Below are 22,296 nucleotides of genomic sequence, written 5' to 3' on the forward strand. Positions count from 1 at the left end.
TGCTGGTACTGGCAGCACCTGGCAGCGGGCGCTCGCTGCGCCCACGATGGAGCACGGGACGACGGGGGGGACGGGACGATGACGACGACAGCGCACCGCCGCAGGCCCGAGCTGGCCGCTTTCCTGCGCAGCCGGCGGGCCCGGGTGACACCGGCCGACGTGGGGATGCCGCCGGGGCTGCGGCGGCGCACTCCGGGGCTGCGCCGGGAGGAGGTCGCCCAGCTGTCGGGCGTGGGGGTCACCTGGTACACGTGGCTGGAGCAGGGCCGGCCGATCAACGCGTCGCCGCAGGTGCTGGACGCGGTGGCGCGCACGCTGCGGCTGGACGCTCCGGAGCGGGAGCATCTGTACCGGCTGGCGGAGGTGCCGTACGCGGCGGCGTCCCAGGGGTTGTCCCGGTCGGTCGCCGCCGAGGTGCAGGGCATCATCGACGCCCTCGATCCGCTGCCCGCGGTGGTGTACACGTCCCGGTACGACGTGCTGGCCACCAATCCGGCCTACCGGGATCTGTTCCTCGTGCCGGAGACGGTGCGGATCGGGGCGCCGAACGTCCTGTGGACGTTGTTCACGGTGTCGGAGGAGGCCTGCCCGGTGGTGCACCGGGAGCGTGAACTGCCGGTGATGGTGGCGACGCTGCGTTCCAGTTACGGCAGGCATGTCGGTGAGCCGGCCTGGGAGGGCTTCATACGGGCGCTGTCCGGGGTGAGTCCGTACTTCGCCCGGCTGTGGGCGAGTGGCGCGGTGGCGCAGCCCGGGCCGCGGGTGAAGACGTTCCGTCATGAGGCCGTGGGCGAGGTGCGGATGACGTCGCAGTCGCTGTCGATCGACGGGATGCCGGAGTCCCGGATCGTCGTCTACACGCCGGAGGACGAACGTGCGCGGGAGCAGGTCGCGTTGTTGCGGGAGCGCAGACAGCGGCTGTGGCCGGTGACCGAGGACGAGGCCGCCGAGATCATTCGGGAGTGGAACAGCAAGAATCCCACCCTCTGATGAGAGTGGGATTCTGTCACCGATCTTTGACAACTCGACAACGTGTGGAGTGTCGATCTGTGGAGCTAAGGAGAATTGAACTCCTGACCTCCTGCATGCCATGCAGGCGCTCTACCAACTGAGCTATAGCCCCTTGCGTTCTTCCCGTCTTTCCTCTCGGCGGGGCGAACAAGAAGAACTTTAGCCTGCGACCTGCCGGAAAGTGAAATCCGGGTCCCTGGGCGGGGCGGGTGCCCCGAAGGCCGCCGCGCACCGGCCGACAGCCCTCTCCGGCCGGCAAGGTCGCTCTCAGTCGTCGTCGCCGAGGACGGGCTCCGGGAGGGTGCCCGCGTTGTGCTCCAGGAGACGCCAGCCGCGGGCGCCTTCGCCGAGCACGGACCAGCAGCAGTTGGTGAGACCGCCGAGGCTCTCCCAGTGCTGGGACTCCAGGCCGAGCAGGCGGCCGATGGTGGTGCGGATGGTTCCGCCGTGGCTGACGACCACCAGGGTGCCGTCCTCGGGGAGCTTCTCGGCGTGCCGGAGCACGACGGGAGCGGCCCGGTCGGCGACCTCGGTCTCCAGTTCGCCGCCGCCGCGACGGACCGGCTCACCGCGCTTCCAAGCGGCGTACTCGTCGCCGTGGCGGGCGATGATCTCCTCGTGGGTGAGGCCCTGCCACACGCCCGCGTAGGTCTCGCGCAGCGCCTCGTCGCGGATCACCTCGAGGCCGGTGAGCTCGGCGAGCCGGGCGGCCGTGTCGGCGGCCCGCCGCAGGTCGGAGGAGACGATCGCGTCCGGGCCCAGGGAGGCGAGCAGACGGGCCGCTCGGCGGGCCTGGCCGACGCCGGTCTCGGTCAGCTCGACGTCGGTGGAGCCCTGGAATCGGCGCTCGACGTTCCAGGAGGTCTGGCCGTGCCGCCACAGGATGATGCGGCGGCCGCGGCCCCTGTGGTCGGTCACCTCGCCCGTGGCGCTCATCACCACGCCCCGTCCGGCTCGTGGTCGGCTTCGGCGGCCTTCAGCTCGGCGTGTTCGGCGGCCTTGCCGCGGGTGGCCTTGGCGTCGGCGGGCAGCTCGATCTCGGGGCAGTCCTTCCACAGCCGTTCCAGGGCGTAGAAGACGCGCTCCTCGCTGTGCTGGACGTGGACGACGATGTCGACGTAGTCGAGCAGGATCCAGCGGGAGTCGCGGTCGCCCTCGCGGCGCACCGGCTTGGCGCCGAGTTCCTTCTGGAGGCGCTCCTCGATCTCGTCGACGATCGACTTGACCTGGCGGTCGTTGGGCGCGGAGGCCAGCAGGAAGGCGTCCGTGATCGACAGGACGTCGCTGACGTCGTAGGCGATGACGTCGTGGGCGAGCTTGTCGGCGGCCGCCTGGGCGGCGGCGGTGATGAGCTCGAGGGAACGGTCGGTGGCGGTCACTACATGGCTTTCCGTCGGCGGTCGATTGACCTCAAGGGTCTCACGGACCGCTGGGCGCACCCCACGTGATTACCGCGTCACGTGGGGTGCGGCGGGCGAACTCAGGACGAGGACGGCTTGTAGTCCTGGCCGAGGACGACCGAGATGTCGGCGCCCGAGCCGACCGTGCCCTTGGCGACGGCTTCGGTGCCGAGGCCGAGGGTCTTGGCGACCTCGGTGGCGTTCTCCTTGTCGGCGGCGTCGGAGTACAGCACCTTCGAGGCCGCCTGGGTGCCGGAGGCCGTGCCGCCCTCCAGGAAGGTGTAACCGCCGTTGACGAGGACCACGCGGGCCTTGTCGGCGTTGCCCTTGACGCCGGTGGCGTTCTGGACGGAGACCCGGACCGCGGAGTCCGCCGAGGGGCTCTTGGCGGTGCCGCCCAGGACGTCCTTGACCACGCTGGCACTGGTCTGGGCGCTGAGGGTGCCGTCGTTCTGCACCGGCAGCAGGGCGGTCTTGTAGTCGCCGCCCTTGGCGAGGTCGGCGAGCTTGGCGAGGAAGGTGCCGAGGTCTTTGTCGGTGAGCGAGGGGTCGAGGATCTGCGCGAGGGTCTGCACGGTGACGGTGGCCGCCGAGGAGTCGGAGGACATCTTGCGCAGTACGCCCTGCATGACCTGCCCGAACCGTTCCAGCTGGGCGTTCTCGGCCTCGCCGGACGCGCGGTAGGTGGCGTAGGCGACGGCGGCCTTGCCGCTGAGGGTCTGGTCCTTGCCCTGGTGGACGAGGGGTGCCTGGCCCTTCTTCTTGGTGTCCGGGTCGGGGACGTCGGTGTTGGTGTCGATGTCGATGTTGCCGACGAGTTCGACGAGGTTCTGCAGGTAGGGGGTGTCCAGGCGCCAGGTGCCCTCGATGTTCGTGCCGAGGACGGTGTCGAGCTGGTCGCGGGTCCCGGAGGAACCGTCGTCGGTGACGGATTTGGCGAGGGTCGTGGTGGTGCCGTCGTCGCCGGTCATGGCGAGCGAGTTGGGCAGCAGGACGGTGGTGCCCTGCTTGGTGGTGGTGTTGTCGACGAGCAGCGCGGTGGAGGTGCCGCCGCCTCCGGTGTTGTGCAGGTGGACGACGACCACGTCGCGTTTCTGGGCGGCCGTGGAGGTGGTGGCGCCGCCCTTGCCGGTGGACGAGGACAGTCCGGGCAGCTTTCCGGCGTACCAGAGGTAGCCGGCGCTGCCCACGGCGACCAGGGCGAGGACGACGACCAGGGCGATCATGCGGCTGCGGGCGCGGCGTTTGGCCTCTTCACGGCGCTCGGTGCGGTTCTCGGTGAAGTTCAGCCAGTCGATGACGTCCTCGGAGTCACCGTCCGGGGCCTCGACGAACGCGAACTGTCCGGTGCTGTAGTCCCGTTCGTCCTCGGGTGTCTGCCGGGGAGGGGCGGGTTCACCAACGGGGCCGGCCTGCTGCGGGATGTGCGCGGTCTGCTCGGCGACCCGGGGCTGCCGGCCGCCGGGGGCGGCCTGGCCGTAGGGGTCGTAGGCGGGCTGCCTGCCGGTGCCGTAGGGGTCGTGGGCGGGCTGGGCGGGCTGCTGTCCGGTGTCGTGGACGGGGGCCTGCTGCCCGGTGTCGTACCCCGGCCCGGCCTGCCGCGGCTGGCCGTACGGGGACGTGCCCTGCCGGCCGCCGTCGTTGTAGGGGTCGTACCCGTAGCCCTGTCCGGCGTACGGGTCGTACGTCTGCTGTTGCTGTGCCGGGATCTGGCGGTACACCGGCTGCCCGTACTCGTCGTAGCCGACGATTTCGTACTGGTCGCTGCCGTAGCCCGCGTCGTATCGGTCGTTCACCGGTGCCCCTCTCGGCTCACTCGCCGCGGTACAGCTCGCGCTTGTCGATGTAGCGCACGACTCCGTCCGGCACCATGTACCAGATGGGGTCGCTCTTGGCGACTCTCGCACGGCAGTCTGTGGAGGAGATGGCCAGTGCGGGAACCTCCACCAGCGAGACACCGCCCTCCGGGAGACCGCGGTCGGTCAGTTGGTGGCCGGGCCGGGTGCAGCCGATGAAGTGGGCCAGGGAGAAGAGTTCCTCCGAGTCCCGCCAGGTCAGGATCTGGCCGAGGGCGTCGGCGCCGGTGATGAAGAAGAGGTCGGCGTCGGGATTGAGGGCGCGCAGATCGCGCAGCGTGTCGGCGGTGTAGGTGGGGCCGCCGCGGTCGATGTCGATACGGCTGACGGAGAACTGCGGGTTCTCCGCGGTCGCGATCACCGTCATCAGGTAGCGGTCCTCGGCCGGTGACACCTTGCGGTGCGTCTTCTGCCACGGCTGCCCGGTGGGTACGAACACCACCTCGTCGAGGTGGAACTGGGCGGCGACCTCGCTGGCCGCCACGAGGTGTCCGTGGTGGATCGGGTCGAACGTCCCGCCCATGACGCCGAGGCGGCGTTTGCCGGTGTGCGCCGGGCCCGCCGGTGTGTACCGCGGGGTCGTCACCGTGCCGTCGGCGGCATCGGCCGCGTCATTCGCCGGACCGGTAGGCATGTCCTGCTCTCCCATGCGTGCAGACCCTACCGGCCCGGACCGTGGGCCCTGCCCCGAGGACGGGTGCCGGGCTCGGCCGCCGGTTCAGCGGTCGCGGTTGAAACGGGTGGTGATCCACAGCAGGAGCAGCAGGACGATCAACGCGCCGCCGCCGGTGACGAGCGGGTTCAGGCTGTTGTGGTTGCCGCCGTGTTCCTCGCCCTCGGCGGCGAGGGTGACGAACTGGGCAGCGGCGCTGTGAAGATTCATCATCTGCGGCAGGACCTATCGCGTGTGGACGGGATAAAGACGTCGGCCCATCGTATGCGGGTGGCCCGGCGACGATCACGCCGACTCCTCCGTTGGGCCCAGTCACCGGTTCGGCCGTGCCGGCTCCCCTGTCACGCCGTCCGTGCACGCCGTCCGTGCCGGACGCGGCGGGCGGGGAACGATCCCCGCGGCTCAGTCGTCCTTCTGTCTGTACCCGCGCAGCAGGAACCAGGCGGTCAGCGCACATCCCAGGAACATGACGATCAGGACGATCCGCAGCAGGTCGCCCGAGCCCTGTTGGTGGGCGGTGCTCGCGGCCTGGGCGAGCCATGCGGCTCGGGGGTTGTGCTCCATGAGGCACTCCTTCGGCTGTACTGCCCGTCCACGGTATCGCCGCCTAGGCTGGGCTCTGCTTCGGGGGCACGGTGGACACACTCACGCACATGGGGGACGACATGTCCGAAGACGGCCACGAGCGAAACGGGCACGAGCGGGTGCCGGGCAGGCAGCGCAGGCGGTTCCCGGGGATCTCCTCGCGCGCGTACGAGCATCCGGCGGACCGTTCGGCCCTGGTGGCACTACGCAGGCTGAGCGGCTTCGACACGGTCTTCAAGGCGCTCAGCGGGCTGCTTCCGGAGCGGAGCCTGCGGCTGTTGTTCCTGTCCGACTCGGTCCGGGTGTCGGACCAGCAGTTCGGCCATCTGAACGACATGTTGCGGGACGCCTGCTACATCCTGGACCTGGAGAAGGTCCCGCCGATGTACGTCAACCAGGATCCGCAGCCCAACGCCATGTGCATCGGCCTGGACGAGCCGATCATCGTCGTCACCACCGGGCTCGTCGAGCTGCTCGACGAGGAGGAGATGCGGGCGGTGGTCGGGCACGAGGTGGGGCACGCCCTGTCCGGGCACTCGGTGTACCGCACGGTGCTGCTGTTCCTGACGAACCTGGCGCTGCGCGTCGCCTGGATCCCGCTGGGCAATCTCGCGGTCATGGCGATCGTGACGGCGCTGCGCGAGTGGTTCCGCAAGTCGGAGCTGTCCGCCGACCGGGCGGGGCTGCTGGTGGGGCAGGACCTGCGGGCCTCGATGCGCGGGCTGATGAAGATCGCGGGCGGCAACCACCTGCACGAGATGAACGTGGACGCGTTCCTGCAGCAGGCCGAGGAGTACGAGTCCGGGGGCGACCTGCGTGACTCGGTGCTGAAGATCCTGAACGTGCTGCCGCGCTCGCACCCCTTCACGACGGTCCGCGCGGCCGAGCTGAAGAAGTGGGCGGAGTCCCGGGACCACCAGCGGATCATGGACGGTCACTACCCGCGGCGCGACGAGGACAGGGACACGTCGGTCGGCGACTCGTTCAAGGAGTCGGCGGCGAGTTACGCGAGCGACGTGAAGAGTTCCAAGGATCCGCTGATGAAGCTGGTCTCGGACATAGCGGGCGGGGCCGGTGGTCTGGGCGGCCGGGTCAAGCGCGGCTTCGACGGGTTCACGGGCTCGGCGCCTCCCAAGGACGCTCCGCCGAAGGACTCGTCCCCCAAGGACGCGCCGCCGCAGGACGAGGCGTAGCCGAGCGGCCGTAGCGGGACATCGGTAGCGGGACAGCGGCGGCGGGGCAGGACGGCAGCGTCGGGCGGGCGAGGGCCGTCAGACCTTCGGTTCGGCACCGGCGGCCAGCGAACCGCACAGGGCGGCGGCGTGGTCCGTGGCGTACGGGTCCGTGCCCGCCGGGCCGCCCGTCCCGGCGCTCTCGCCGGCCAGGAGCGGCCGCAGGTGGTCGGCGGAGTCGTCGGCGCAGGACAGCGGGCCGGCCTGGACGTAGGAGACGACCAGCTGGGTCTGGCGCAGACGCAGGTCGTCCCGGTCGAAGCGGAAGGTCAGCTCGCGGCGGACGGTGAACAGGGAGACCTGGGAGCCGGCCGGTGCGCCGGTGGCCCGCAGCGCGTAGACGAGGGTGTGGTCGGCGGTGACCTCGAGGGTGGCCGAGTCGGTCTCGGCGGCCCGCATGCTGCCCTGGACGCGGATCTTCGGATCCGCGAGCTCGGCACGGGTGGGGTCGAAGCGGATCAGCCATCCGGTGGCCGCGTGCCGGCCGTCCGCCGCGGGATGGTCCAGGCTGCGGTCGAACTGGTCGAGCTGTCCGGGGTCGAGCAGTACCCGCGCGGGCCGTACCACGCTGCTGTCGAGGACCTCGGGGTAGAGCGCGGAGCGGACGATGTAGTCCTTGGCGGTGGTCAGGGCGGTGACGATCTGGCTGTCGGAGAAGTGCGCGGTGCTGCGGACGGGCGGCAGCGGTATGCCCTCGGCGCCGACCTCGTAGTGCGCGGCAGGGCTGTGCGCGAACAGGGTCTCGGCGTCGGCGGCGCCGGGCACCTTGCCCCGCGGGGCGAGCGGGACGACGGTCATCCGCAGTGGCTCGACGGGCTGCTGGGCCTCCTGGGTGCCGTACGGGTGACGGACGCCCATGTAGATCGCGGTACCGAAGGCCACGAGGATCAGCAGGACGAGGATCAGGGCCTGCCGGGTGAGGCCGCGGCGCAGTGGCGGGCGGCGGCGTACGGCGGGCGCGTGGTCGGACATGCGTTCGCGCGCGGAGGACTCCTGGAGGCGGGCAGCGCGAACGAACGATTCGTCGAAGACGACGGATCGATACTCGTCCTCGCCACCCACGGGGCCGCCCTCGGGTGTCCCCTCAGGTGGGTCCACAGGCCCGCCCATACTCTCAGAGTAGGTCTCGGAAGCCTCAGGTAAACGCCCCGCTACGCGACAACTTCTGACAGGTTCTCACCAGAACGGGCCATTGCCGCTCAGGGGGTGCGCGGGATCGCGGAGACCGCCGTCCGGGCGGGCTGGGAGTACTCGGCGGACGCGGAGGGTGCGGCCGCGGTGCCCTGTTCCAGGCCGGTGGAGGGAGGCCGGGGCACCTGGTCGCGGCTGCCGCCCGAGGAGGCGCCGCGGTAGACCGCCGCGAAGGCCAGCGCGACCATGCCTATGCCCATCACGAGGGCGAGTACCCAGGCCACGGGGCGATGCCAGCGCACGTGCTTGCCGTACGTCCCCGGTGCGCCGTGACCGCCGTCCGACGCGTCGCCGTCGTCCAGCTCGTCGAGGCCGTCGCCGTGACCGAAGTCGGGGCCGTCGGGTCCCACGCCTTCGTCGTAGCGCTCGCCGCTGGCGTGGGCGCGGCGGGCCTCGGCCTCGGAGGCCTCGGCTCTGGCCTGCGCGGCGGCCAGGAGGCGTTCGACCGCGGTCGGCTCGTGGATCACCGCCGCCTTCACGAAGGCCTCGTCGAAGACCACGGCGTCGAACTCTTCGTCCGACGTCCCGCGGTCATGGTCGTCGTCGGGCTCCCAGCCGTCAGGGAACGGCGTGCCCCCCACGTCCTCCGGCACGGATCCAGAGTAGACCTGGGGGGTCAATTTGGGCAGACGGTATGGAAATTCATCAGCCCCGTGCCACGGCCCTCACGCCATGCGGAGGCCTGCGCGCCCTCCCGCGCGCCCGCACGCCGCAGGGCGTGCGCGGCTGGGCCGAACGGGTGGCGGCCCGGGCCCGCGAGGGCCGGCGGCGGGTCCGCGGGGCGGGCGACGGGTCCGCGCGGGTCAGTGGCGGATGTGGCCGTCGCCGGTGACGATGTACTTGGTGCTGGTCAGCTCCGGCAGGCCCATGGGGCCGCGGGCGTGCAGCTTCTGGGTGGAGATGCCGATCTCGGCGCCGAAACCGAACTGGCCGCCGTCGGTGAAACGGGTGGAGGCGTTCACGGCGACGGTGGTGGCGTCGACCAGCTGCGTGAAGCGGCGTGCTGCCTGCTGGGAGGTGGTGACGATCGCCTCGGTGTGCCCGGACGTCCACAGCCGGATGTGTTCGACGGCCCTGTCCAGGGAGTCGACGACGGCGGCGGCGATGTCGTACGACAGGTACTCGGTCTCCCAGTCCTCCGGGACGGCCTCGACGACGGTCGCCCTGGAGTCCTTGGCATGGGCGAGGACGCGCTCGTCGGCGTGGACGGTGACGCCGGCCTCGGCGAGCGCGTCCAGGGCGCGCGGCAGGAACTCGGCGGCGATGTCCTGGTGGACGAGGAGGGTCTCGGCGGCGTTGCAGACGCTGACCCGGTGCGCCTTGGAGTTGATCAGGATGTCGACCGCCATGTCGATGTCGGCGTGGGCGTCGACGTACACATGGCAGTTGCCGGTGCCGGTCTCGATCACCGGAACCTTGGACTCCATGACCACGGTCCGGATGAGGGAGGCGCCGCCGCGCGGGATGAGGACGTCGACGAGGCCGCGGGCGCGCATCAGCTCGTGGACGGACTCACGGCTCTCTCCCGGTACCAGCTGGACGGCGTCGGCGGGCAGCCCGGCGCCGCCGACGGCGTCGCGCAGGACGCGGACGAGGGCGGTGTTGGACTCGTAGGCGGACGCGGAGCCGCGCAGCAGGACGGCGTTGCCGGACTTGAGGCACAGGGCGGCCGCGTCGACGGTGACGTTGGGGCGGGCCTCGTAGATGATGCCGACGACGCCGAGCGGGACGCGGACCTGGCGCAGGTCGATGCCGTTGGGGAGGGTGGAGCCGCGGACCACCTCGCCGACCGGGTCGGGCAGCTTGGCGACGTCGCGGACGTCGGAGGCGATGGCGCGGACCCGTTCCGGGGTGAGGGTGAGACGGTCGACGATGGCCTCGCTGGTGCCGTTCTCCCGGGCCTTGGCGACGTCCTTCGCGTTGGCCTCGACGATCTCGCCCGTACGGACCTCCAGCGCGTCCGCGATGGCCAGCAGCGCGTCGTCCTTCACGGCACGCGGCAGCGGCGCGAGGTCGGCGGCGGCGGCCTTGGCGCGGTAGGCGGCCTGGGTGACCGGGGACATGGCGTCGTACGGCGAGAGCGTCGTCATGGGGGAAGGGTAGTGCGCGCGGGTGCCCGGTTCCCGGGTCGTTCCATCTCGCGAGACGGGTGCGAATGGGGGCAATCACGGTTACGGCCGTGGGCAGGACGCGGGCCGGGCGCGGGCGGCGTCAGAAGGGGTGGATTCCGACCGGTGTCGCCGGCGGCGGACCGTAACCCTCGGCGATCCGCTGGTGGTACGTGGTCCGGTCGATGACCTCGAGGCCGACGATCTCCCAGGCGGGCAGTCCGGCGGTCTGACGGTGCTCGCCCCACAGGCGCAGCGCGACGGCGGCGGCGTCGTGGAGGTCGCGGGCCTCTTCCCAGTAGCGGATCTCGGCGTGGTCGCAGGCGTACCGGCTGGTGAGGAGGAACGGGTGGTCGTGGGCCAGTTGTTCGAGTCCACGGCGGAGTTCCGGCAGGGGGACCTCGGCACCGCAGACACTGAGGGTGACGTGCCACAGGCGGGGCAGGTCCTTCGGCTCCTCGTAGGTGTCCCCGGCCGCGACGCTCGTCAGAGCACCGCGGGACGCCGCAGCCCCAGGGCGCACTCGTCTCACGACGGCCTCCTTCAGCTGTGCTCGTACGGAACGTGGTCCTGAGACAAAGTTGAGCAGGCCGCAAGAGTTCGTGTGGCGGTTTTACGGAACGTCCCCCACCGGGGTCCGTCGTCGCGCCCCCGTTTTTACGGGTGCAGGATCACCAGGTCGTCCCTGTGTACGACCTCTCGCTCGTACGCCGGACCCAGTTCGCGCGCCAGCTCCCTGGTCGAACGCCCGATCAGCTGGGGGATCTCCCTGGCGTCGAAGCTGACGAGTCCGCGGGCGACCGCGTGTCCCCGGGGGTCGCGCAGTTCGACCGGGTCACCCGCGGCGAATTCACCGTCCACGGCGGCGATCCCGGCGGGCAGCAGTGATTTCCGGCCCTCGACGACCGCGCGGACGGCGCCGTCGTCGAGGGTGAGGGAGCCCTGCGGGGTGGAGGCGTGCTGAAGCCACAGGAGGCGGTCTGCGGACCGTTTGCCGGTGGGGTGGAAGAAGGTGCCGGTGTCGGCGCCGGAGAGCGCGTCGCCGGCGTGCACGGCGCTGGTGAGGACGACGGGGACGCCCGCGGCGGCGGCGATCCGGGCGGCCTCCACCTTGGTGACCATGCCGCCGGTGCCGACGCCGGCCTTCCCGGCGCTGCCGATCTCGACGTCCGCGAGGTCCGCCGGACCCCTCACCTCCGCTATCCGCGTGGTGCCGGGCCTGCTGGGGTCGCCGTCGTAGACGCCGTCGACGTCGGAGAGCAGGACCAGGAGGTCGGCGTGGACGAGGTGGGCGACGAGCGCGGCGAGCCGGTCGTTGTCGCCGAAGCGGATCTCGTCGGTGGCGACGGTGTCGTTCTCGTTGACGACCGGCAGGGCGCCCATGGCGAGGAGTTTGTCGAGGGTGCGGGAGGCGTTTCGGTGGTGGGCGCGCCGGCTCATGTCGTCGGAGGTGAGCAGGACCTGGCCGACGCGGACGCCGTAGCGGGCGAAGGAGGCCGTGTAGCGGGCGACGAGCAGGCCCTGGCCGACGCTGGCGGCGGCCTGCTGGCGGGCGAGGTCCCGCGGGCGGCGGCGCAGTCCGAGCGGGGCGAGACCGGCGGCGATCGCTCCCGAGGAGACGAGGACGACCTCCTTGTCGCCGCCGACGCGGCTCTTGGCGAGGACGTCGACGAGCGCGTCGACCCGGTCGGCGTCCAGGCCGCCGGAGGCGGTGGTCAGTGAGGAGGAGCCCACCTTGACGACGATCCTGCGGGCCTCGCTCACGGCCTGCCTTGCGCTTGCCACGTCCTGTCCCCACTTCCTCACGCGTGGCAGCAATCTACGCGAACGGGACCATCGTCCGGCCGTCCCGTCCAGCCTCCGGACACGGCGGCGGTCGCAGCGGTGCGTAGCGCTGTGAACACGTACCGAACACGGCAAAAAGGTTGTGTGGACTGTCCATAGAAATCGAAACGAACTTAAAGTTAACTTGAAGTTTGTGTCATCTAAAGAGCGCAGCGTGAAGCGCATCCTCCTCAGGTCGGGAAAGAGCCCCTACGACGTCGTCGGCGTCGAGGAGGCTCTGCACCGGGACGTCATAGCCACCAACTCGGGCAACCTGATCTTCAGCGATGCCGCGCACAAGATCCTCGAGACGCCGGGCACCGAGGTCGTCTCGAACGGGATGCCGTCCGACGTCTCCGCGGCCGCCCGCATCAACGCGGAGTACGACGCCTTCGTCATCCCGCTCGCGAACGCCTTCCGGCCGTCTTTCGAGAGCGCGTTGAAGCGGATGACCCGGCTGATCTCGAAGCTGCGGATTCCGGTGGTCGTGCTGGGCGTCGGCGCGCAGACGGGGGTCGGCTACAACGCCGACCGGCTCAAGCGCATCGAGCCGACCGTGCGGGAGTTCTGCGCGGCGGTGCTGGAGCGCAGCGCGTCGATCGGGGTGCGCGGCGAGTTCACCGAGCAGTACCTGAGGGACATGGGTTTCAAAGACGTCGAGACCATCGGCTGTCCTTCGCTGTTCATGCACGGCGACCGGTTGCAGGTGCACAAGAAGGCGCTGGAGCTGACGCCCCAGTCGCGGATCGCGATCAACGGCTCGCACAGCGCGGTGCGCGCGCAGGGCTTGGACCGGATCATCGGGCGCACGCACGAGCGCTATCCGAACCTGCGGTTCGTGGGCCAGAACCTCAGTGACGCGCGGCAGCTGCACTGGCGGGACCTGTCGGACCCGAACGCGGCGGTGACGGCGATGCCGACGCACCCGGACCACCCGATGTTCCGCGAGGACAAGGTGCGGGTCTACATCGATCCGCTGACCTGGATCGACGATCTGCGTTCTTTCGACTTCTCCTTCGGTTCACGGATCCACGGCAACATCGCGGCACTGCTCGCCGGCACCCCGGCCACCGTGCTGTGCGGCGACTCGCGGACGCTGGAGCTGTGCCGTTACTTCGAGATTCCGCACCGGCGGCTGGACGAGGCGGTCAAGGACCTGGATTCGGCGGATCCGGCGAAGCTGTACGCGGAGGCGGACTTCGGCGGGCTGGTCGGCGGCCACCGGGAGCGCTTCGAGCGGTTCACCGGTTTCCTCGACCGGAACGGTCTGCAGAACACCTTCACGCACGGTGACGGCGGGGCGGCCTTCGAGGAGCGGATGCGGGCGCTGACGTTCCCGGCGGGTATCCGGCCGTGGAACGAGGCGGATTTCGCCTCGCTCGCCACGCGGTTCGGCTGGATGCACAGCCGGATCGACAAACTGTCGCTGGACAACGCCAGGTTGCAGAAGGAACTGGCGCGTTCGGGTGCCCGCGCCAAGACGGTCGTCGTGCCGGCCCCGCAGGCCTCGGTGTACCGGCGGGCCCGCCGGGCCGTGGGCAAGCCGATCCGGCGGGCGCTGGGCACCGGCCAGTAAGGCCTCGGCCGGGCGATGGGCGGCCTGTCAGGCCGCCGCCGCTTTGACTCCGCGGCTGGGCAGCGATCGGCGGAGTCTGCGCAGCGCGCGCCGCAGGAAGCTGTTGGCCGCGCCCTCGCGGTAGCCCGCGACGGCGCGGGCCTCGCGGGCCTCGGCGAGGTAGATCCAGTCGGGAACGCCCGCCGTCCGGGTGCGGAAGTGCGGGTAGGCGAAGTAGACGCGGGTGCCGCGCTTCTCCAGCAGGGCTCCGGCCTGCTTCTTGGCGCGTACGAATTCGACGACGTCCAGGAGCAGGTCGGGTCTCTGCACGGCGACCAGGTGGAGTCGCAGCCGTTCGTGGACCCTCAGTCTGCGGGCGATCTCCGGATTCCAGTGGGCGTCCATCAGCGGCTTGGCCAGTTCCAGCTTCTTGCGGCGTACTTCGTCGCTGTCCTTCAGGAATCTGGGGCCGAACTGCGGGAGCAGGGTGACCAGGAACGGCCGGACCATGAGGGTGTCACGACGCGGTCCGGCGGGGACCATGTCGGCGATCAGGTTCATCAGGGCGCGTGCCGAGTCGAAGCGCAGGGTGTAGCTGCCGCTCTTGGTGACGTGTTTGCCGTCCTCGCGGCCGACCAGGTAGTAGCAGGGGTAGTCGGCGACCACGGAGACGCCGTCGGCGCGCAGGTAGGCCTCCATGGTGAACAGCGCGTCCTCGCCCGTCCACAGTGACTCGTCGAAGCGCATGCCGTGCCGGTCGAGCAGTGCGCGGCGGAAGAGTTTCTGCGCGCTGAGCGTGAACTTGATGTTGGACGAGAAGACGTCGGTGCGGTCGAGCGTCTTGCCCCACATGGACTGCGGGGGTTTGCGGTTGATTCCCTCGACCTTGCCGAGCACGACGTCGGTGTTGTTCTCGTCGGCCATGGCGACCATGCGCGCGAGGGCCTCGGGGCCGAGGCGGTCGTCGGCGTCCAGGAAGAACACGTAGCGGCCGGCGGCTTTGCCGAGGCCGACGTTGCGGGGGCCGCTGGGGCCGCCGGAGTTCTCCTGGCGGATCACGGTGACCGGCATGGCAGCGCGGGCCGCGAACTCCTCCAGGTACTCCCCCGTACCGTCGGTCGAGCCGTCGTCGACGGCGATGACCTCCATGCGTGCCGGGTCGAGGGTCTGGTTCTCCACGGAGGTCAGGCACTCGACGAGATACGGCATCGCCTCGTACGCCCCGATGATCACGGTCACATCAGGCTGCGCAGCGACGGTCACGTTTCCCCCTAGTCAATGGTGTGTTCCCCCGGTATCACCTGGTTCGCAACGTCTTAGATGGCCGACCGGCACGGCCGGTTGCCTCGGGGGGCTCTTCCAGTGGCACACGTCACATGACATGCGTCCTGCCATGTGGTGTACAGCGGGTTACTTCACAGAATACGGATGCTCGGTAAGAGCTGCTCACCGAGAATTCCGAAGCGTGCGTAAGAAGAACGGCGCGCACGCCGAAGCAGAGGTAAGAAGTCGTGCGTGCCGAGGGAGGAAACGCCGAGGGGCTCGGTCCCGGGTGGTTCCCCGGGACCGAGCCCCTCGGTGTGGCGGTGTGGGAGTCAGCCGGTCGGAGTGCCCTCGGCCTCGCCGGCGGCCTTCACCGGGTCGCCGGGCAGGACCTCGGCGAGTTCGGCGGCTTCGGGGTCACCGGCGGCGATCCGGGCCTCCTGGCCCAGGTTGCGGGCCTCGGCCTTGCGGGCGAGCTCGGCGATCGCGGCGTTGAACTGCTCGATCGAGGTCGGCTCGTCCGGTCCCAGCAGGTAGCGCTTGAGCTCGTTGCGCTCCAGCGCCAGCGGATCGGCCGTCGGCTCGCGTACGGCGTCCAGCAGGGCGTCCAGTTCCTTGGCGCTGTTGGAGAGGATCACGGCGGCGCGCACGGCGGTGTTGGCCCGCTTGAACTCCTCCACGCCGACGTCGGCGGAGTCGGTGACGGCGTACGGCTTGCCGCTCGCGATGAAGTCGGAGACGACGCTGGAGATGTCCGAGACCATGGCGTCGGAGACGTTGAAGCAGTCGTACAGGCGCGGTTCGGCGCCGGTGACGACCAGGTGCTCGTGGTCGGGGAAGGAACGCCAGTAAGCGTCGTTCCACTCGGCGCGCAGCCGGGCGATCTCCTCGTGCCTGTGGAGGTCGACGACGTCGTCCCGGCTGGCCTCGGCCTCGTCGCGCCTGTCGCCGCCGGTGCCGGACAGCTCGGCGAGGCGGGCCTCGATGCGTGCCAGGTCGGCCTGGGCGGCCGTCCGGGCGGCCGTGTCGACGGTGAAGCGGGGGTCGGCGGCGCGCTGGGCGGCGGCCTTCTCCAGGAGGGCGGTGACACGCCGGTGGGCGGCGCCGGCCTGGGCGCTGACGGTGCCGGTGAAGGGGTGCGGCTTGTAGAGGACGCGGACCGGCGGGTCGGCCTTGACCAGCTTCTTGACGATGTTCTCGCCGGCGAGAACGAGGGAGGTGTTGCCCGGGTTGCCGTCCCAGCCCTCCCAGGTGGGCGCGTAGAGGACGGTGGGGCAGCGCCCCTCGGCGGCGGCGGCGGCGACGGGGCCGGTGCGGATGGGGGCCAGCTGCGGGCGGCCGACCTCGACGATGTCGTCGTCGCGGACGCCGACGTCGGCGATGGCGTAGCGGTCGCGGCCGGCGCGGCCGGCGGTCCACACCTCGTCGTAGACCTTGCTGAACGGGTTGACGCTGGCCAGCTTGTCGCTGTCGCCGTGGCCGATGAAGACGTGCTTCATGGTGGGGACGCGCAGCAGGTGGATGTTCTTGCCGACGTTGGCCGCGTAGAGGGCGACACGGACGGTGGCGAGGTCCAGGTTCATGAGGTGGACGCCGCCGGGCACGCAGATGACGGGGGCGGTGGTCGGGGCGAGGTTCTGCAGGATGACCCGCTCGCGCAGCAGGACCAGGGGGCGGGAGTCCAGCTGTTCCATGGTCTCCAGCCACATGTTGACCTGGTAGGCGGAGTCCTTGGAGCCGGAGAAGTACAGGACGGTCTCGGGCTTGTAGTGGCCCAGCCAGTCGTCGACGGCGGCCAGCACGGTGTCCGCGGCCGGCGGGGTCTTGCGGCCCCGCACGTAGGGCATCAGCACCAGGACGTACAGGCAGCCGAGGACGAGGGTGATCCCGATGCCGGCGAAACCGGCGACCGCGTTGTCCGTGATGGCGGAGATCAGCAGGCCGACGACGGCCGCGAGGTCGAGGTGGAGCATCTTCTCGGCGGAGCGGTGCAGCAGGCGCTGCGGCGGGGCGTCGGGGATGCGGATCCGGGACTTCAGGTCGACGTTGCGGGTGGCGACCGGCATCCGGCGGCGGTTGCGGATCAGCTGGACGAGCGCGCCGTGCGGGGCCTGCAGGCCGTAGGAGGCGATGAAGCAGGCGATCGCGCCGTAGAAGACCAGGCCGTTGGAGAGGTCCGTCCGGGCCAGCAGCAGGATCAGCAACAGTTGCCGGATCAGGAAGCGGATCGACAGGCCGGCCCGCACCTTGCTCAGGCGGTTGACGAGGTAGCTGCCCTTGCGGTGCAGGTAGTGGTCCGCCAGGTACGTGACGGCGGCCGCGGCCGCGAAGGCGTAAGCGCTCGGGACGAGCGCGGCGATCATGAGGACGGGGAAGCCCAGCATCATGAGTGCCGCCGCGGCCAGCTCGGCCGCGCTGCCCACCCGGGCGACGCGAATAGCGGTGGATATCACGGAGAACCTTTTGCTGACAAAAAGCCGGAATTTGACCTTGCGGACCATCTGGAAGGTGGTCGATCGGGGATTTCTACGGTTCAGGCCTCTGTGACTGCTCCGCGTACGCGCAGCCACAGAGGCCTGAATTAAAGATGACTAATGAAGGTCGATTATGCCACGCCGTCCTGTCGGTCCAGGACACTGGCCAGCGCCTGCTCGAAGCCGGAGGCCTGGCCGGCGGAGGCCGTCGGGTCCTGCTGGCGGACGTCGATGACATGGCCGGTGAGTTCGGACAGCAGGACGTCGAGGGAGGTGCGGGCGACGGCCTCGGAGGAGAGCAGCGAGCCCGACGGCTCCTGGCCGAACGCCTTGGTGCGCATCGGGGTGGCGGTGCGTTCGGGGTTGACGCAGTTGACCCGGATCGAGTCGCCGGCCCACTCGTCGGACAGGGCCTGGGTGAGGTTCACCATGGCGGCCTTGGTGGAGGAGTAGAGGCTGTACTCGGCGCGGCCGCGGGTGTAGCTGCTGGAGGTGTAGAGCAGCAGCTGGCCCTGGGTCTCGGCGAGGTACTTGTAGCTGGAGCGGGCGATCTGCACGGGCGCCAGGTAGTTGACCTTCAGCGCCTCTTCGATGGTGGCGTTGTCGGTCTCGGCGAGCTTGCCGATGCGCAGCACGCCCGCGGTGTTGACGACGTGGTCGATCCGGCCGGTCTCGGCGTACGCCTTGGAGAGCGCGTCGTCGACCTCCTCCGGGTTCTCCACGTGGGTGCCGGTGGTGGAGCGGCCGAGCGCGTAGACGTTGGCGCCGTAGGACTCGGCGAGTTCGGCGATGTCCTTGCCGATGCCGTACGAACCGCCGAAGATCACCACGGTCTTGCCGGTGAGCAGTTCGCGGTAGGCGTCCTCGTCGCGCTGCTCGGGCGCGGCGGTGGAGCCGAGCTGGAAGAGCTTGTCGGCGATGAAGACGTCGACGGGCTGGGTGACCTTCATGTTGTACTCGTCGCCCGCGACGACGTGGATCGGCACGTCCGGCAGGTACTTGAGGACGACGGAGCAGTCGTCGGTGGCCTGGAAGTTCGGGTCGCCGTCGGCGACCTGGTAGGCCCGCTTGATCGTGGACAGCTTGAACGCCTGCGGCGTCTGGCCGCGGCGCAGGCGGGAGCGGTCCGGGATCTCGGTGATGAACTCGCCGTCCTCGCCGTGCGTGCGGGTGACGATGATGGTGTCGGCGGACGGGATGGCGACGTCCACGGCCTGGTAGCGCTCCAGGGCGGCCACGCAGTCGTCGATCACGCGCCGCGACAGCAGGGGGCGTACGGCGTCGTGGAAGAGGACGTTGAGGTCCTCGCCGTCGGCCAGGCCCTCGCCGAGGGCCGTGATGGCGCGCTCGGTGGTCTCGTTCCGCGTGTTGCCGCCCTCGATGACCTTCTTGACCTTTGCGAAGCCGGCCTTGGCGACGATCTTCTCGACGTCCGCGACGTAGCCCGGCGCCATCAGCACGATGATGTCGTCGATCGAGTCGGCCTTCTCGAAGGTGGTCAGGGTGTGCTCGATGACTGCCTTGCCGGCGATCTTCAGCAACTGCTTGGGGATCGACAGACCCACCCGCTGGCCGGTGCCACCGGCCAGGATCACTGCGGTGGTTCGGGGCTTGGCTATGTGCTGGGACACAGGTGACCTACCTTGGGGCATCAGGGAACTTCGAAATGGTCCCACTTCGGGTAACCGGTATGCAAGGTGAGAGCCGTCCACTGCATATGTGCCCGCAACCTTTCATTCACCTTGCGGCGCTGGTGGCGGACGCCGCCCCGCGGACGCGGAGGACGTTCCGTGAATTTGCTGTGAGTAACTACACAGGGCATTCCGATTGCTGTGCGTGACGTGCGGCTCGCCGTCCGGATCAGCGCCGGCGCAGCCTCTTCAGGCATCGGTGACCCAGTACCCGTACGAGTTCCTTCGACGACGTCTCGTGCACCGTGCGCGATTTCGCCTCGGTGGTGTGCCTCACCGGCGCCGCGGCGGCCGCGGCGAGCGCGCCGTACAGGGCGAGGGCGGCGGCCTCGGGTGCGATGCGGGCCTCGGCGGCCCCCGCGACGGGGGCGGGGCCGCGCTGCGGGGGCACGGCGCGGAGCAGGGCGGGGTCGCCGACGATGCGGACGCCCGTGGCGCCGATGCGTTCCGCCATCTCGGCGCCGATCCGGCCGGCGGCCTCGGCGGCCCAGTCGGGTGTGGAGATCTTCACGTCGTCGGCGGCGGGACTGCACGCGTTCTTCATGTGCATCACGGCGCCGTTGCGGACGAGTCTTGAATAAAGCTCGTCAGGGAGCCCGTTTCCGCGGAATTCCACGTTGAGATTTCGCAGCATTTCGGTCTCGGCGAGGGTCAGGGAGCGGTTCGCCGTGTCCGGGACGGGCTGGAGCAGGTTCGCGGGAAGTCCGAGCAGCGTCTCGAAGGTGCGCATCAGGCCGTCGCGGTCCTGGTCGTCGACCACGACGACGGTGATCCGGTCCGGGCCGACCGCGCGGATCCAGCGTTCGACGAGCCGGTCGTGGCGGTGCCGGCGCCAGAAGCTGGGGTTGGGCTTCTCGTAGGGGGCCTTGCGCAGCATGTGGTCGAGCCAGTCCTCGTATCCCATGCGCAGGCCGTTCTGGACGTACTGCTGCCACTGCGAGGGCATGATCCTGGCGATCGGGCGGAGGGTGACGAGGACGTGGACCCGGTCGCCGCCGAGTCGTCCGACGACGCGGGCGACGGTTTCGTCGTCGCCGGCGTCGGCGAAGAACTCGCTGCTGATCACCGAGGTCCGCGGGCCGGTGGCCTCGACCCGCTCCACCAGCCGTGTCCAGTGTTTCTCGGTGGGTGCGGTGTCGCCCATCATCGCGGGCCGGGCGCAGGCGGCGAGGGCCGCCTCCATGGGGTGCCGGGTGGTCGCCGGGAACTCCACGCCGTACTCGGGCAGCTTGTCCCTGGCGGCGAAGAGGGCGCTCTGGACGGCGGTGGTCCCGGTCTTGTGCGGGCCGATGTGCAGCAGGCGGGTGCCGGTGGGCAGGGCACCGAGGGCGCCGGTGGCATCCACAGGACCGGTGGTGCTCACAGGGCCGGTGGTGCTCACGGGGCCGGTGGCGCCCAGGGGGTCAGTGGGGCCCTTGGGGCTTGTCGGGGCGTTGTTCACCGGGCGCCGCCTCTCGTGCAGTCCGTCTCCATGGTGAAAGGAAGGTAAGACGTTTACCTGAGGTTCACCTGAGAGAAGCCTGGGACGCTCGTGAGTCCCGGGCTCGGGTCGCGCGGACTCGATCGCGGCGGCGCCCGCTCCGCCCGTCAGACGACCCGTACGCCGGGTTCGTCGGTCTCGACGCGCAGGGTCGCGAACGTGCTCGCGACGGCCCGCGGCGCGAGGACGGTGTCCACGGTCCGCACGCGCGCGTCGATGCCGTCGCGGCGGATGTCGAAGAGGTGGTAGCCGCGGTGGGCGTCGATGACCTTCCAGTGCGGGTTGTCAGCCCTCAGCGGGTCGAACTGGGCGTGGAAGGCGGCCTGGTCCTGGTCGCCGTTGCTGGAGACGGAGGTGCCGACGAACTCGGCGCCGACCACGGCCGACGACGGTTCGGCGAAGTCCTGCTTCAGATCGCTGATCATCGTCAGGTGCCGGTCGCCGCTCAGGACGACGGGGTTGCGGACCCTGGTGAACTCGTCGAGCAGCGCGTTGCGTTCCACCTGGTAGCCGTCCCAGGCGTCGTAGTACCAGAGTTTCCCCTCGCCGGGCAGGATGTCGGTCTCGGCCATCATGATCTGGGAGGCGATCAGGTTCCAGCGGGCGGGCGAGCGGCGCAGTCCGTCGAGGAGCCACTGCTTCTGCGCGGCGCCGAGCATGGTGAGCGAGGGATCCTCGGCGGCTGCCTGACCGGTGACCTGGTCGCTGCGGAACTGCCGGGTGTCGAGGACGTTGAGCCGGGCGAGCCGGCCGAACTCCAGGCGGCGGTGCATCCGGATGTGCGGCCCGTCCGGGATCGCGGCCGCCCGGACCGGCATGTGCTCGTAGTAGGCCTGGAAGGCGGCGGTCAGCCGGGCGACGAAGGCGTCGTGGGACTGCTTGTCGGGGTCCTGCGGGATCTGTCCGGCCCAGTCGTTGTCGACCTCGTGGTCGTCGAAGGTGACGACCCAGGGCGCGTTCGCGTGCATCGCGGCGAGGTCGGGGTCGCCGCGGTACTGGGCGTAGCGGTTGCGGTACTGCGCGAGGGTGTACGGCTCCCCGGTCCCCTCGTGCCGGCGCGGTCCGGCGGAGGACGGCGTGGACTCGTAGATGTAGTCGCCGACGAAGAGGACGACGTCGGGGTCCTGGGCGAGCATGTCGGCGTAGGGGGTGAAGTAGCCGTGCTGCCAGTTCTGGCAGGACGCCAGGGCCACGCGCAGCGAGCCGCCGGCGGCGTGCGGGTGGGGTGCGGTGCGGGTGCGGCCCGTCGGGGAGACGCGGCCGCCGGCGCGGAAGCGGTACCAGTAGGAGCGGCCGGGACGCAGTCCTCGTACGTCCACGTGCACGCTGTGCCCGTACTCGGGCCGGGCGTGGGCGGTACCGCGGCGGACGGTCCGGCGGAACCGCTCGTCCTCGGCGATCTCCCAGGCGACGGGTACGACGGTGTCGGGCATGCCGCCGCCGTCGAGAGGGGCGGGGGCCAGCCGGGTCCAGAGCACGATGCCGTCGGGGAGCGGGTCGCCGGAGGCGACGCCGAGGCTGAACACGCCCTCGGGCAGCGGGGTTTCCGCCGCCTGCGCGGAGGCGGGCAGCCACAGCTGGCCGGATGCGGCGGCGGCGAGCACGGCGGCACCGGCGGTCAGAAAGCGGCGTCGGTCGGGCGACGGTGTTCCGGTCATGCGCGGACTCCCTTGCCACAGTGGCCTCTTGTACGGTCCGACCTTCGGAAGCTCCCACGGTCGGACGGTCCGGGCACTGAACGACAGTCTTCGTGCGCATGACAACCAGACGGACAACCGACGACCCGGGCACCTCGGGAACGAACCGCTTCAGGGGCCCGACGGCCCCGACGGCCCCGACGGCCCCGACGAGCGCATCACCGGCGCGGCGCCAAGGGAGCACGACCGGTTCCGGGATGAGCGAGAGGACGGCGCAGGGGCCGGTCGGCATGGCCGGGGCGAAGGACAGGGGCCT

At 70.4% G+C, this 22,296-nt stretch carries 19 protein-coding genes and 1 tRNA gene; 3 read left to right on the forward strand and 17 right to left on the reverse strand.

Annotated elements, in window-relative coordinates:
• Positions 1–78: 78 nt before the first annotated feature.
• Positions 79–990 carry a helix-turn-helix transcriptional regulator gene (locus ACFY3I_RS35655; RefSeq protein WP_365288853.1) on the forward strand — a complete coding sequence of 304 codons (912 nt, stop codon included), beginning with the start codon at positions 79–81 and terminating at the stop codon, positions 988–990.
• Positions 991–1,050: 60 nt separating this feature from the next.
• On the opposite strand, the gene ACFY3I_RS35660 is transcribed toward ACFY3I_RS35655, so the two are convergent.
• The 7 genes from ACFY3I_RS35660 to ACFY3I_RS35690 all read right to left on the reverse strand — a co-directional run bounded on the left by ACFY3I_RS35660 (position 1,051) and on the right by ACFY3I_RS35690 (position 5,504).
• Positions 1,051–1,123: transfer RNA gene (locus tag ACFY3I_RS35660), tRNA-Ala, on the reverse strand.
• A 155-nt stretch (positions 1,124–1,278) separates the two neighbouring features.
• Positions 1,279–1,947 (reverse strand): histidine phosphatase family protein, encoded by a 669-nt coding sequence (locus ACFY3I_RS35665; RefSeq protein ID WP_365288854.1) that lies wholly within the window; start codon positions 1,945–1,947, stop codon positions 1,279–1,281.
• Positions 1,947–2,390: a ribosome silencing factor gene (rsfS, locus tag ACFY3I_RS35670; protein WP_365288855.1), complete on the reverse strand. Its 444-nt coding sequence runs from the start codon at positions 2,388–2,390 to the stop codon at positions 1,947–1,949. The genes ACFY3I_RS35665 and rsfS overlap by 1 nt, the downstream gene beginning before the upstream one ends.
• A 101-nt stretch (positions 2,391–2,491) precedes the next feature.
• Complete coding sequence (locus ACFY3I_RS35675; protein ID WP_390865130.1) at positions 2,492–4,207, reverse strand: LytR C-terminal domain-containing protein; 1,716 nt, start codon at positions 4,205–4,207, stop codon at positions 2,492–2,494.
• Positions 4,208–4,223: 16 nt separating this feature from the next.
• Positions 4,224–4,916, reverse strand: coding sequence for a nicotinate-nucleotide adenylyltransferase (gene nadD / locus ACFY3I_RS35680; protein ID WP_365288857.1), 693 nt, complete (start codon positions 4,914–4,916; stop codon positions 4,224–4,226).
• 69 nt (positions 4,917–4,985) lie between these two features.
• Positions 4,986–5,153, reverse strand: coding sequence for a hypothetical protein (locus ACFY3I_RS35685; protein WP_390865168.1), 168 nt, complete (start codon positions 5,151–5,153; stop codon positions 4,986–4,988).
• A gap of 189 nt (positions 5,154–5,342) precedes the next feature.
• The gene (locus ACFY3I_RS35690; protein ID WP_390865131.1) at positions 5,343–5,504 is read right to left on the reverse strand and encodes a hypothetical protein; all 162 of its coding nucleotides are present in this window, start codon (positions 5,502–5,504) and stop codon (positions 5,343–5,345) included.
• 101 nt (positions 5,505–5,605) lie between these two features.
• Between ACFY3I_RS35690 and ACFY3I_RS35695 the strand changes: the two genes are divergently transcribed.
• Complete coding sequence (locus ACFY3I_RS35695) at positions 5,606–6,718, forward strand: M48 family metallopeptidase (protein WP_390865163.1); 1,113 nt, start codon at positions 5,606–5,608, stop codon at positions 6,716–6,718.
• 78 nt (positions 6,719–6,796) lie between these two features.
• On the opposite strand, the gene ACFY3I_RS35700 is transcribed toward ACFY3I_RS35695, so the two are convergent.
• The 5 genes from ACFY3I_RS35700 to proB form a co-directional block, all read right to left on the reverse strand.
• On the reverse strand, positions 6,797–7,867 hold the full coding sequence (locus ACFY3I_RS35700; protein WP_390865132.1) for a hypothetical protein: 1,071 nt from the start codon (positions 7,865–7,867) through the stop codon (positions 6,797–6,799).
• A gap of 89 nt (positions 7,868–7,956) precedes the next feature.
• A complete protein-coding gene (locus ACFY3I_RS35705; RefSeq protein ID WP_390865133.1) occupies positions 7,957–8,541 on the reverse strand; it encodes a hypothetical protein in 585 nt (194 codons plus the stop codon).
• Between the two features lie 210 nt (positions 8,542–8,751).
• Positions 8,752–10,038 (reverse strand): glutamate-5-semialdehyde dehydrogenase, encoded by a 1,287-nt coding sequence (locus tag ACFY3I_RS35710; protein WP_390865134.1) that lies wholly within the window; start codon positions 10,036–10,038, stop codon positions 8,752–8,754.
• A 121-nt stretch (positions 10,039–10,159) separates the two neighbouring features.
• Complete coding sequence (locus ACFY3I_RS35715) at positions 10,160–10,588, reverse strand: hypothetical protein (RefSeq protein WP_189261483.1); 429 nt, start codon at positions 10,586–10,588, stop codon at positions 10,160–10,162.
• 125 nt (positions 10,589–10,713) lie between these two features.
• On the reverse strand, positions 10,714–11,820 hold the full coding sequence (proB, locus tag ACFY3I_RS35720) for a glutamate 5-kinase (RefSeq protein WP_390865164.1): 1,107 nt from the start codon (positions 11,818–11,820) through the stop codon (positions 10,714–10,716).
• 235 nt (positions 11,821–12,055) lie between these two features.
• On the opposite strand from proB, the gene ACFY3I_RS35725 reads away from it, so the two are divergent.
• Positions 12,056–13,456, forward strand: coding sequence for a polysaccharide pyruvyl transferase family protein (locus tag ACFY3I_RS35725; RefSeq protein ID WP_390865135.1), 1,401 nt, complete (start codon positions 12,056–12,058; stop codon positions 13,454–13,456).
• A 27-nt stretch (positions 13,457–13,483) separates the two neighbouring features.
• Here ACFY3I_RS35725 and ACFY3I_RS35730 read toward each other — a convergent pair whose 3' ends face one another.
• The 5 genes from ACFY3I_RS35730 to ACFY3I_RS35750 form a co-directional block, all read right to left on the reverse strand.
• Positions 13,484–14,644: a glycosyltransferase family 2 protein gene (locus ACFY3I_RS35730; RefSeq protein WP_390865165.1), complete on the reverse strand. Its 1,161-nt coding sequence runs from the start codon at positions 14,642–14,644 to the stop codon at positions 13,484–13,486.
• A gap of 386 nt (positions 14,645–15,030) precedes the next feature.
• Complete coding sequence (locus ACFY3I_RS35735) at positions 15,031–17,121, reverse strand: hypothetical protein (protein WP_390865166.1); 2,091 nt, start codon at positions 17,119–17,121, stop codon at positions 15,031–15,033.
• A 182-nt stretch (positions 17,122–17,303) separates the two neighbouring features.
• The gene (locus tag ACFY3I_RS35740) at positions 17,304–18,803 is read right to left on the reverse strand and encodes a D-ribitol-5-phosphate cytidylyltransferase (protein ID WP_390865136.1); all 1,500 of its coding nucleotides are present in this window, start codon (positions 18,801–18,803) and stop codon (positions 17,304–17,306) included.
• 229 nt (positions 18,804–19,032) lie between these two features.
• The gene (locus tag ACFY3I_RS35745; RefSeq protein WP_390865137.1) at positions 19,033–20,226 is read right to left on the reverse strand and encodes a hypothetical protein; all 1,194 of its coding nucleotides are present in this window, start codon (positions 20,224–20,226) and stop codon (positions 19,033–19,035) included.
• Between the two features lie 224 nt (positions 20,227–20,450).
• The gene (locus ACFY3I_RS35750; RefSeq protein WP_390865138.1) at positions 20,451–22,001 is read right to left on the reverse strand and encodes an alkaline phosphatase D family protein; all 1,551 of its coding nucleotides are present in this window, start codon (positions 21,999–22,001) and stop codon (positions 20,451–20,453) included.
• Positions 22,002–22,296: the final 295 nt, after the last annotated feature.

This window comes from Streptomyces sp. NPDC001068 (assembly GCF_042897315.1).
Classification (GTDB): Bacteria; Actinomycetota; Actinomycetes; order Streptomycetales; family Streptomycetaceae; genus Streptomyces.

What these genes read in the sequence shown, in the direction of transcription:
- ACFY3I_RS35655 (WP_365288853.1), top strand. Translation starts at nt 79, where the DNA reads ATGACGACGACAGCGCACCGCCGCAGGCCCGAGCTGGCCGCTTTCCTG.
- ACFY3I_RS35665 (WP_365288854.1), bottom strand. Translation starts at nt 1,947, where the DNA reads ATGAGCGCCACGGGCGAGGTGACCGACCACAGGGGCCGCGGCCGCCGC.
- nadD (WP_365288857.1), bottom strand. Translation starts at nt 4,916, where the DNA reads ATGGGAGAGCAGGACATGCCTACCGGTCCGGCGAATGACGCGGCCGAT.
- ACFY3I_RS35685 (WP_390865168.1), bottom strand. Translation starts at nt 5,153, where the DNA reads ATGATGAATCTTCACAGCGCCGCTGCCCAGTTCGTCACCCTCGCCGCC.
- ACFY3I_RS35690 (WP_390865131.1), bottom strand. Translation starts at nt 5,504, where the DNA reads ATGGAGCACAACCCCCGAGCCGCATGGCTCGCCCAGGCCGCGAGCACC.
- ACFY3I_RS35695 (WP_390865163.1), top strand. Translation starts at nt 5,606, where the DNA reads ATGTCCGAAGACGGCCACGAGCGAAACGGGCACGAGCGGGTGCCGGGC.
- ACFY3I_RS35700 (WP_390865132.1), bottom strand. Translation starts at nt 7,867, where the DNA reads ATGGGCGGGCCTGTGGACCCACCTGAGGGGACACCCGAGGGCGGCCCC.
- ACFY3I_RS35710 (WP_390865134.1), bottom strand. Translation starts at nt 10,038, where the DNA reads ATGACGACGCTCTCGCCGTACGACGCCATGTCCCCGGTCACCCAGGCC.
- ACFY3I_RS35730 (WP_390865165.1), bottom strand. Translation starts at nt 14,644, where the DNA reads ATGCCGTATCTCGTCGAGTGCCTGACCTCCGTGGAGAACCAGACCCTC.
- ACFY3I_RS35750 (WP_390865138.1), bottom strand. Translation starts at nt 22,001, where the DNA reads ATGACCGGAACACCGTCGCCCGACCGACGCCGCTTTCTGACCGCCGGT.